Genomic DNA, 9,635 nt, shown 5'->3' with positions numbered 1-9,635 from the left:
CGCGCCGCCCGGTGCGGCCGCGGCCCGCGCCGCCGCGAGGATGCGCGCGTCCAGCGCCGCCGACGGGCCGCCGCCGGCGTCGTCCGCCGCCAGCCGCGCGGCCAGCGCCCGTTCCTCGGGACTGAGCGCGTCGTCGTCGAAGGGCGGTCGGGCGGTCATGGGCGGAGTCTCGCGCGCAGTTTGTCCATCGCGTATCGAAGGCGCGACTTCACGGTCTCGCGGCCGGCACCGGTGATCTCGCCAATCTGCTCCAGGGTGAGCTCCTGCTCCAGCCGCAGCAGCACGACCTCGCGCTGCTCGTCGGGCAACTCGTCCAGCGCCCGCTGCAGGCGGCGTCGCTGCTCGAAGTCACTCAACGTCCGTTCGGGCGTTTCGGGGTCGGGGATGGCCTCCAGCCGCAGCTCCGCGTCGGCCGGCGCGGCGGGGCGATGGCGCGCGGCGCGCCAGTGGTCGGCCACGCGATTGTGGGCGATGCGGTAGAGCCAGGTGCTGAATGCGGCCTCGGGGCGCCAGCCGCCGCGTGCGGCGATCACCTTCTGCCAGACGTCCTGGAACAGCTCGTCGGCCAGCGCCGGATCGCGCAGCTGCCGGCGCAGGAAGCGGTGGAGCGGGCCCTTGTGGCGGCCGTAGAGTGCCTCGAACGCGGACAGGTCGCCGGCTGCCCAGTCCAGCATCAGCATCTCGTCGGTGCGGGGGGCGGGGCCATCCATCGCCGGCAGGGTACGCAGCCGATCCTGCCGGGTACAGAGCGGCCGTCGCGCCCACCGTTCCCTGGCGGGCCCGATCACGTATTCTCCGGGCGGGCAACAGGGGATTTCCCGAGTGCATACACCCGAGCCGCCCGAGGGCGCACAGCGAGGCATGTTGCGGCGCGATCTCGTCGCTGCCCTGGCTTGCGGCCTTCCCGTCGGCGCCGAGCTTGTCGCCTGCTGGCGCGACCGGCTGGGCACCGGCGAGGCGGCTTCGCCCGGCGCGGGCGGCGACCTGGGCGAACTCGCCACCCGGCTTCTCGGGTTCCACGCGCCGCTTCCGGCCGGGCCCGAGCTGATCGCCGAGAGCTGGCCGCTGCCGCAGGGGCGGCGCGCCGCCGTCGTGGCCCGCCTGGCATCGCCCGTCTCCCGCGAGGTGCGCGCGACCTGGGCCGAGATGGCCCGCGGGCTGCTCGCGGCCCACATCGAGGCCGAGGCCGCGCACCGCCGCGCGGAGTCGCTGGAGAAGAGCGAGCGGCTCCAGCAGGCGCTGTACGAGATCGCCGATCTCGCCGGCTCCGATCTGGAGCTGCCCGACATGCTGCGCATGGTCCACCACGTGATCGGTGGGCTGATGTACGCGGCCAACTTCTACATCGTGCTGTACGACCCCGAGCGCGACACGCTGCGCTTCCTGTACTTCGCCGACGAGCGCGATCCGTGGCAGCCCGACGTCACGCTCGACATGCCCGTTGCGGACCTGCCCAACAGCCTGACGGTGGCGCTGCTCAAGAAGGGCGAGGCCGTGCGCGGCACGTCGGAGGACGTGAGGCGGCGGCTGGGCGTGCCGCGCGACCCGTCGCACGGCCCCGACAGCGACGACTGGCTGGGCGTGCCCATGCGCCGGGACGACCGCGTCTGCGGCGCGATCGTGGTGCAGAGCTACGATCGCGCGAACGTGTACGGCGAGGAAGAGCGGGCGCTGCTGGATTTCATCGCCCAGCACATCCTCACCGCACTCGACCGCCACTTCGTCCGCGAGGACCTCGAGCGCCGCGTCGCCGAGCGCACCCGCGCGCTGCAGGAGGCGAACGCCGAGCTGCAGGCGCGGATCGAGGAGTGCGAGCGCGCCGAGGCGCTCCAGCGTGCGCTGCTGCGCATCGCCGACCTGACGATGACCAGCCGCTCGCTGGACGACTTCTACCGCGAGGTCCACGAGATCGTGGGCGGCCTGCTGTACGCGAAGAACTTCTACATCGCGATGATCGCCGACGACGGCGAACACCTGGAGTTCCCGTACTCCATCGACGAGCGCGATGGCCGGCGCCAGAGCCGGCCGCTCGGTTTCGGCCTCACCGAGTACGTGCTCACGCAGAAGCGCCCGCTGCTGGTCGACCGCGCGCGCATCAACGCGATGATGCACGAGGGCCTGCTGATCAGCCGCGGCTCGCTGGCCCACTGCTGGCTGGGCGTCCCGCTGTACCGCGAGGAGCAGGTCGTCGGCGCCATCGCCGTGCAGAGCTACACGCCGGACGTGAGCTTCGACCACCGCGACCAGGAGCTGCTCACCTTCGTGGCCAACCACATCGGCATCGGCCTGTCGCGCAAGCTCGCGCAGGAGAAGCTGGTGCAGGCGCACTCGGATCTCGAGCAGCGCGTGGAGGCGCGCACCCGCGAGCTGGCGCGCGCCAACCGCGAGCTGCTGGCGCAGATCGGCGAGCGCCTTCGCGCCGAGCAGCGCCTGACCCACCAGGCCCGCCACGACGCGCTCACCGGCCTGCCCAATCGCAGCCACCTGCTCGAATGCCTGGGCGAGGCGATCGAGTCCACGCACGATCGCCGGCTGTTCGCGGTGCTGTTCCTCGACCTCGACCGCTTCAAGCTCATCAACGACAGTGCGGGCCATTCGGCCGGCGACGAGCTGCTGATGGAAGCGGCCCGGCGCATCGGCGGCGCCGTCCGTGCGCGCGACATCGTCGCCCGTCTCGGGGGCGACGAGTTCGCGGTGCTGGTGCGGGACCTCGACAGCCTGCACGTCGCCCAGGAACTCGCCGATCGCATCCTCGATGCGCTCGGCGAGCCCTGGTGGGTCGCCGGCCGGGAGGTCTTTCCGTCCGCGAGCATCGGCATCGCGCTCTGGCACCCGCGCTACCGCACGGGCGCGGAGATGCTCCGCGATGCCGATGCGGCCATGTACCGCGCCAAGGCGGCGGGCCGCGGGCGCTGGGCGACCTTCGACGAAGCCATGCGGGAGGAGGCGCTGCGCCTCCTCGACCTGGAGGCCGACCTGCGCCGCGCCATCAACGGCGAGGGCTTCGTCGCCTTCTACCAGCCCATCGTGCGGCTGGCCGACCGCGGCGTGGTGGGCCACGAGGCCCTATTGCGCTGGAGCCATGCCAGCAGCGGCCTGCTCACGCCGGCATCCTTCGTCGGGGTAGGGGAGAACAGCTCGCTGATCGAGGAGGTCGACTGGCTGGTCTACGCGCAGGTGGCCGACCGCATCGCGCACACCGCCGGTGGCTACATCTCCGTCAACGTGTCTCCACGCCATTTCCGCGACGGAGGCTTCGCGGACCGCCTGCTGCGCCTGCTGGACCGGGCGCGGGCAGACCCGCATCGCCTGCGCATCGAGATCACCGAGGGCGCGCTGCTGGACGAGGCGCCGCGCGTGCTGAACATGCTCAGCACGCTGCGCCGCCACGGCGTGCTGGCACAGCTGGACGACTTCGGTACGGGCTTCTCGGCGCTGTCGTACCTGCACCGGTTCCCGATCGAGTGCGTGAAGATCGACCAGAGCTTCATCGCAGGGCTCAGCAGCGATACGCGGCACGAGAGCGAGGCCGTGGTGCGTGCCATCCAGGCGCTGTCGGGCTCGCTGGGCATGCACACGGTCGCCGAGGGCATCGAAAACCTGCAGCAGCAGCAGGTGGTGCGCGAACTGGGCTGCACGCTCGGCCAGGGCTATCTGTACGGGCGGCCCCTGCCGGAACTGGTGGAACACGTGGACCGCGTCGAGCGCCTGGTCGGCTGAGGCACCGCGTGCCGCGGAGCCGGGGTCAGGGGTCGCGGATCACCAGGAGGCGGGTATCGGTCATCTCCTCGATCGCATACCGCACGCCCTCGCGGCCGATGCCCGAGTCCTTGACGCCGCCGTAGGGCATCGCGTCCACGCGCATGCTCGGCACGTCGCCGACGACCACGCCCCCGGCGTCGAGCCGCTCCCAGGCGCGCATGGCATGGTCCAGGCGCGCGGTGAACACGCCGGCCTGCAGGCCGTAGCGGGAGTCGTTCGCGCGGTCGAGCGCGGCGTCGAACGAGTCCACGGTTTCCACCATGGCCACCGGGCCGAAGACCTCCTCGCGGTAGAGCCGGCACTCGCGCGGCACGTCCGCCAGCAGCCACGGCGTTATGAGTGTGCGTTCGCGGCGGCCTTCCACCAGCACGCGCGCGCCGGCGTCGATCGCCTCATGCACCCAGCCCTCGATGCGGTCCGCGGACGCCGTGTCGATGACGGGGCCGATGTCGGTGTCCTCGTCGTGCGGGTTGCCGGCGCGCAGGGAACGCACGCGCTGGACGAGCAGCGGCACCAGCGCGGCGGCGACGTCGCGATGCAGGATGACGCGCTGCACGCTGATGCAGCTCTGCCCGCTCTGGTAGTAGGCGCCGAATGCCAGGCGATGCGCGACGTGTTCCAGCGGACGGCCGGGGTCGGCATCGACGATGCACGCGGCATTGCCGCCCAGCTCGAGCGTGACCTTCTTGCGGCCTGCGCGTGCGCGCAGGTCCCAGCCCACGGGGCCGCCGGTGAAGCTGAGCATCGCGATGCGCGCATCCTCGACCAGCGGCGCGGCGACCGCGGCGTTGCAGGGCAGTACGGAGAACGCGCCCGGCGGAAGGTCGGTCTCGGCCAGGATCCCCGCGATGGCCAGCGCGCCCAGCGGCGTGCGCTCGGAAGGTTTGAGCACGAAGGGACAACCGGCCGCGACGGCCGGCGCGACCTTGTGCGCCACGAGGTTGAGCGGAAAGTTGAAGGGCGTGATGAAGCTGCAGGCACCCACCGGCACGCGCCTGGTCATGCCGCGATAGCCGCGGGCACGCGCTGAGACCTGCAGTTCGATGACCTCGCCGCCGATGCGCGTCGCCTCGCCGGCGCCGATGCGGAAGGTGTCGACCAGCCGGTCGACCTCGCCGCGCGCGTCGCGGATGGGCTTGCCCGCCTCGGTGCACAGCAACTGCGCGAGCTCTTCGCGGCGTTCCAGGAAGCGGCGGACGCAGTGCTCGAGCACGTCGCGTCGCGCATAGGGCGCCAGGGCGGCCATGGCGTCGCGCGCATCGTGCGCCGCGGCGATCGCGCGCTCGACGGTGTCCGCATCCGCCGCGTTCACCACGGCGGCGCGTTCGCCGGACCAGGTGTCGAACACCTCCAGCGTGGCGCCCGTCGCCTGCGGCCGGCCGGCGAGGTAGAGCGGGCGCGGCGCCGTCATGGCGCGGCCTCGGCAGGCAGCGCGCCTTCCACGCGCAGCACCAGCTCGCCGTCGGCCAGGCGCGCGGCCACGCGCTCGCCCGGCCGCGCGTCGTCGACGCGACGCACCACGCGGCCGTCCTCGTGGCGCAGGATCGAGTATCCGCGCGCGACCGTGGCCAGCGGGCTGATCGCTTCCAGCGAGCGGGCCAGCCCGCGCAGCTGCAGCGCGTGGTGCGCCAGCCGCCGTGCGATGGCGGCCTGGGGACGGTTCGACAGGGCCGCCAGGCGCTCGCGCAGCCGTTGCAGGCGCCGTGCGGGATGGCGCGCGCGCAGCACGGCGTCGGCATGGCGAAGGCGCGCGCGCTCGCGTTCGAGGCGGCGCTGCCAGGCGGCGTCCAGGCGCCGGAACGCCTCGGCCTGCCGGCGGCAGAGCATCTGCACATGGGCCTGCGGCCGCAGCGCGTGCAATTTGAGGGCGGCGCGGTCGGCGCGCTGCATGGCCGCGCGCAGCCGGTGCGCCTGCACGCCGTGCAGGCGTCGCTGCAGCGCCGCCAGGCGGCGTGCGAGGTCCTCGCGGTGGGGCACCAGCAGCTCGGCGGCGACCGACGGGGTGGGCGCCCGCAGGTCGGCGGCGAATTCGGCCAGGCAGAAGTCGGTCTCATGGCCGACAGCGCAGACCACCGGCACCGGGCTGGCCGCCACCGCGCGGGCCACGACCTCCTCGTTGAAGGACCACAGGTCCTCCAGCGAGCCGCCACCGCGCGTGAGCATCAGTGCGTCGTAGCGGCCGCTGGCGCCGGCGCGCTGCAGCATGTCGACGATCTGCGCGGCCGCGCCCGCGCCCTGCACCTGCACCGGCAACACGTCCACTTCCAGCAGCGGGAAGCGGCGGGCCAGCACGCTGAGCACGTCGCGGATGGCCGCGCCGGTGGGCGAGGTGACCACGCCGATGCGCGTCGGGAAGGCCGGCAGGGGCCGCTTGCGCTCGGGGTCGAACAGGCCTTCGGCGGCCAGCCGTGCCTTGAGCTCGTCGAAGGCGCGGCGCAGCGCGCCTTCGCCGGCTTCCTCCATGTGGTCGAGCACCAGCTGGTACTCGCCGCGCGCCTCGTACAGCGTCAGGCGGCCGCGCCCGAGCACGCGCAGCCCCTCGCGGGGCGCAAAGCGCAGCCAGCTGCTCTTGGGCTTGAACATCGCGCAGCGGATCTGCGCGCGGGCGTCCTTGATCGTGAAGTACAGGTGCCCCGACGCCGGCCGCGAGACGCTGCCCAGCTCGCCTTCGATCCAGACCGAACCGAACGTGCTCTCCAGCATGTCGCGCGCCAGCGTGTTGAGCTGGCTGGGCGAGAACACGGGGGTGGTGCGTTCGGCGGTGTCCATGCGCGGTGGATGCGGGCGGCCGGCCACGTTAGCGCCGGCGGCGGCGAAGGGAAAGCGAAGGCGGCCGGGGACGTCGATTCAGCGCCAGCCCGTAGAATCGGCGGCATGAACGCCCAGCTCGACACCGCCCGCCCGCCCGCCGAACCGCCCTTCGGGCCGCAACCCCGGCGCCTGACGCGCGGGGTGGTCATCGGTGGCGTGCAGGTGGGTGGCGGCGCACCGGTGGTCGTGCAGTCGATGACCAATACCGACACCGCCGACGTGCAGTCCACCACCCGGCAGGTGGCGGAGCTCTGGCGTGCCGGCAGCGAGCTGGTGCGCATCACGGTGAACAATCCCGAGGCCGCCGCCGCCGTGCCGCGCATCCGCGACCGCCTGGCGATGATGGGCATCGAGGTGCCGCTGATCGGCGACTTCCACTACAACGGCCACCAGCTGCTGGCCGGCGAGCCGGCCTGCGCCGAGGCGCTGGCCAAGTACCGCATCAACCCGGGCAACGTCGGCTTCGGAAAGAAGAAGGACCTGCAGTTCGCGCAGCTGATCGAGTTCGCCATCCGCTACGGCAAGCCGGTGCGGATCGGCGCGAACTGGGGCTCGCTGGACCAGGCGCTGGCGGCCACGCTGATGGACGAGAACGCCCGGCGCGCGGTGCCCTGGGATGCCGGGCGCGTGCTGCGCGAGGCGCTGATCCGCAGCGCGCTGGATTCGGCCGACCGCGCCGTCGAGCTCGGCCTGCCGGCCGAGCGCATCGTGCTGAGCGCGAAGGTCAGCGGCGTGCAGGAGCTCATCGCCGTCTACCGGGAGCTGGCCACGCGCGGCGACTACGCGCTGCACCTGGGCCTGACCGAGGCGGGCATCGGCAGCAAGGGCATCGTCGCCTCCAGCGCGGCGCTGGGCGTGCTGCTGCAGGAAGGCATCGGCGACACCATCCGCATCTCGCTCACGCCCGAGCCGGGCGCGTCGCGCACGCAGGAAGTCATCGTCGCCCAGGAGCTGCTGCAGACCATGGGCCTGCGCGCCTTCACGCCGATGGTCACCGCCTGCCCCGGCTGCGGCCGCACCACCAGCACGTTCTTCCAGGAACTCGCCCAGACCGTGCAGGAGCACGTGCGCGCGAAGATGCCCGAGTGGAAGGTCACGCACCCCGGCGCGGAGAACCTCACGCTCGCGGTGATGGGCTGCGTGGTGAACGGCCCGGGCGAATCGCGCCACGCCAACATCGGCATCTCGCTCCCGGGCACCGGCGAAGCCCCCGCCGCGCCGGTGTTCGAGGACGGCGAGAAGACGGTGACGCTGCGCGGCGAGAACATCGCGCAGGAGTTCGTCGCGCTGATCGACGCCTACGTCGAACGGCACTATGGCGCCGGGCGCGCGGCCTGAAGCCGTCGTCGCCGGCCGCGTGTCCGCCGGCATCGTCCAGGCGCTGCGCCTGCTCGGGCGCAGCGGGCCGGCGCTGGTCCTCGTCTTCGCGTGCATCGCGCTGTCACTGTGGGCCTTCGGCGAGCTCGCCGAGGACGTGCTGGAGGGCGAGCCCTTCGCTGCCGACATCCCGCTGATGCGTCTGGCACACGCGGCCTCCGGGCCGGGCCTCGACACGGCGTTCCTGGTCCTGTCCGCGCTCGGCTTCGCCTGGGGCGTGGTGCCGGCCGACATCCTGCTCACCCTGGGCCTGGTCCTGCGGCGGCGCTGGGCCGATGCCGCCTTCGTCGCCGTCGCCACCGCGGGCTCCGGCCTGCTCAACCTGGTCGCCAAGCACTCCTTCCAGCGCCAGCGGCCGGCGCTGTGGGATTCCATCGCGCCGGAGCCGACCTACAGCTTCCCGAGCGCCCATGCCATGGGCTCGGCCACGCTGGCCTGCGTGCTGGTCGTACTGTGCTGGCCGACGCGGGCGCGCTGGCCGGTGCTCGCGGCGGCGGTGCTGTTCGTGCTCGGGGTGGGCGCCTCGCGCGTCTACCTCGGCGTCCACTATCCCTCCGACATCGCCGCCGGCTGGGCGGCGGCGCTGGCCTGGACGCTCGGCGTCCACCTGGCCATGCGCGGTGGCCTGCACCTGCACCGCCGCAGGCTGCGACGGGACGGCTGACGCCTACTCGCCGGGCTTGGCGCCCTCCACCGGGGCCTGCGTGGCCGCCCGCCGCGCCAGCTGTGCCTCGCGGTGTGCGATGTAGGCGTTCGCGCCGAAGATGACGAGTGCGCCGGTGAGCGTCCAGCGGTCCGGCGCCTCGTCGAACAGCAGCCAGCCCGCCACCGCCACCACCGGCAGCTGCATGAAGCTGATCGGCGTGAGCGCGGACACGTCGCCGAGCTTGAGCGCGCGCGTCCACAGCATGTGCCCGCCGGTGCCCAGCAGCCCCGCGGCCGCGACCCACAGCCAGGTGATCCCGCGGGGCCATTCCCAGACGGTCAGCGCCGGAAGCAGCGACATCGGCACCCACAGCATCGTCGTCCACAACACGATGCGGTCGGCCGGTTCCAGCGCGGAGAGCTGCTTGATCTGGATGGAGACGATGCCGCTCATCACCGCGGCCGTCAGCGCCACCAGCGAGGCGAAGCTGAAACCTTCCGTGCCCGGCCGCACGATGATCAGCACGCCGATGAAGCCGGCCACGACCGCCGCCCAGCGTCGCGCGCGTACCTGTTCGCCGAGCAGCCAGACGGCGAGCACGGTGACGAACAGCGGGGTCGAATACGAGAGCGACACCGCCTGCGCCAGCGGCAGGTGCGCGATCGCCCAGAAGCCGCAGAGCATCGAGACCACGCCGACCAGGCAACGCACCACGTACCGCGGAAGGTGCTGCGTGCGAAGCAGGCCGGGCCCGTGCCGCACGAGCAGCGGCAGCGCGGCCACGACGCCGAACAGGTTGCGGAAGAAGGCGATCTCGAACGCGTGCAGCGTCTGCGATGCGAGCCGGATCGCCACGGCCATGAGGCCGAAGAAGACCGTGCTCGCCAGCATCAGAAGCGCAGCGCGCAGCACGGTGCCGTGCGGGGATGGGCTCGTCATGGACCCGCATGCTGCCGCGGTGTGCGGCAGCCGTGGGTGATGCCGGGCACGATGCCGGCCGGGGCGGCATCGCCAGCGGCCCGCGGGGCGCATGGAACGG

General features: G+C 72.8%; 7 protein-coding genes. 3 read left to right on the top strand and 4 right to left on the bottom strand.

The annotated features are described in order from the left end of the window. Positions 1-155: 155 nt before the first annotated feature. The gene (locus EYQ95_RS22695; RefSeq protein WP_132330831.1) at positions 156-710 is read right to left on the bottom strand and encodes an RNA polymerase sigma factor; all 555 of its coding nucleotides are present in this window, start codon (positions 708-710) and stop codon (positions 156-158) included. A gap of 151 nt (positions 711-861) precedes the next feature. Here EYQ95_RS22695 and EYQ95_RS22690 point away from each other — a divergent pair, with 151 nt between their 5' ends. Further along, entirely contained in the window at positions 862-3,720 is a 2,859-nt protein-coding gene (locus EYQ95_RS22690) for an EAL domain-containing protein (protein ID WP_132330829.1), read from the top strand. A 25-nt stretch (positions 3,721-3,745) separates the two neighbouring features. On the opposite strand, the gene EYQ95_RS22685 is transcribed toward EYQ95_RS22690, so the two are convergent. Continuing rightward, positions 3,746-5,173 carry an aldehyde dehydrogenase family protein gene (locus EYQ95_RS22685; protein WP_132330827.1) on the bottom strand — a complete coding sequence of 476 codons (1,428 nt, stop codon included), beginning with the start codon at positions 5,171-5,173 and terminating at the stop codon, positions 3,746-3,748. Continuing rightward, positions 5,170-6,531 carry an exodeoxyribonuclease VII large subunit gene (gene xseA, locus EYQ95_RS22680; RefSeq protein WP_132330825.1) on the bottom strand — a complete coding sequence of 454 codons (1,362 nt, stop codon included), beginning with the start codon at positions 6,529-6,531 and terminating at the stop codon, positions 5,170-5,172. Before xseA ends, EYQ95_RS22685 begins: the two co-directional genes overlap by 4 nt. A gap of 105 nt (positions 6,532-6,636) precedes the next feature. Here xseA and ispG point away from each other — a divergent pair, with 105 nt between their 5' ends. Continuing rightward, positions 6,637-7,911 (top strand): flavodoxin-dependent (E)-4-hydroxy-3-methylbut-2-enyl-diphosphate synthase, encoded by a 1,275-nt coding sequence (ispG, locus tag EYQ95_RS22675; RefSeq protein ID WP_132330823.1) that lies wholly within the window; start codon positions 6,637-6,639, stop codon positions 7,909-7,911. Further along, a complete protein-coding gene (locus EYQ95_RS22670) occupies positions 7,889-8,614 on the top strand; it encodes a phosphatase PAP2 family protein (protein ID WP_132330821.1) in 726 nt (241 codons plus the stop codon). Before ispG ends, EYQ95_RS22670 begins: the two co-directional genes overlap by 23 nt. 3 nt (positions 8,615-8,617) lie before the next feature. On the opposite strand, the gene EYQ95_RS22665 is transcribed toward EYQ95_RS22670, so the two are convergent. Continuing rightward, the gene (locus EYQ95_RS22665) at positions 8,618-9,535 is read right to left on the bottom strand and encodes a DMT family transporter (protein WP_132330819.1); all 918 of its coding nucleotides are present in this window, start codon (positions 9,533-9,535) and stop codon (positions 8,618-8,620) included. Positions 9,536-9,635: the final 100 nt, after the last annotated feature.

It is taken from the genome of Lysobacter sp. N42 (assembly GCF_004344885.1).
This window is presented reverse-complemented; position numbering and strand designations above follow the sequence as displayed.